Here is a 395-nt window from a genome sequence, read left to right as displayed (position 1 = left end):
TTCATGGACATTGCGACCCTGCTTGCCTTCGCGGCAGCCTTCTTCGTCTTTGCCGCGAGCCCAGGTCCGGACAATATGACGATCGTCGCCCGCACCCTCTCCAATGGCGCCGCGTCGGGCATCGCCTACGGCGCGGGCACGGTGGTCGGCATCCTCATCTTCCTGGCGCTCGCCGCCTTCGGCCTGTCGATCATCGCCGCCAAGATGGCGATCGTCATGACCATGCTGCGCTATGGCGGCGCGGCCTATCTGATCTGGATGGGCATCAGGCTGTGGACTGCCGTGCCAGTGGTGCCTGACCTGCAGCCCGTCTCCGGCCGGCGGGGCCTGCTGGCGACCTTCGCCACCGGCGTCGCGCTCAATCTCGGCAATCCGAAGATGCCGTTGTTCTATGT

General features: G+C 65.6%; 1 protein-coding gene. It reads left to right on the top strand.

Annotated elements, in window-relative coordinates:
• Positions 1 to 3 precede the first annotated feature (3 nt).
• The coding region (locus tag EOA33_RS38615) for a LysE family translocator (protein WP_145989634.1) at positions 4 to 395 on the top strand (392 nt) is incomplete at its 3' end.

Source organism: Mesorhizobium sp. M4A.F.Ca.ET.050.02.1.1, from assembly GCF_003997725.1.
GTDB lineage: Bacteria > Pseudomonadota > Alphaproteobacteria > Rhizobiales > Rhizobiaceae > Mesorhizobium.
This window is presented reverse-complemented; position numbering and strand designations above follow the sequence as displayed.